We start from the raw sequence: 317 nt of genomic DNA on the forward strand, positions 1-317 counted from the left end.
TGACGAGCCCGCCAATGGCCGGGGCCGCGCGTGGCAGAGCGGCCGCTGTGTGACCGGCGATGCCTACGAGGTGGGCCTGCTCCGCCTGCGGATGGCCTACGCCATCATCTACACCCTGCCGGGTGTGCCCTGCCTGTACTACGGCGACGAGATTGCCATGCAGGGCTACCGGGACCCCTTCAACCTGGCTTTCTTCCGGTGGTATGCCCACGAACAGCGCCTGCGTCCCGTGCTGGCACAGCTGGCACAGCTCCGCCACACCTGCGAGGCCTTCCGCACCGGCCAGCTGCGGGTTCTGCGTGCCGAGGACGGTATCC

1 protein-coding gene is annotated in these 317 nt (G+C 68.8%); it reads left to right on the plus strand.

What is annotated here, in order from left to right; genetic code table 11:
• A partial coding sequence (locus P0G09_RS17100) for an alpha-amylase family glycosyl hydrolase (RefSeq protein ID WP_275253265.1) occupies positions 1 to 317 on the plus strand: 317 nt, incomplete at both ends.

It is taken from the genome of Faecalibacterium sp. DFI.5.82 (assembly GCF_029076575.1).
Classification (GTDB): domain Bacteria; phylum Bacillota; class Clostridia; order Oscillospirales; family Ruminococcaceae; genus Faecalibacterium; species Faecalibacterium duncaniae.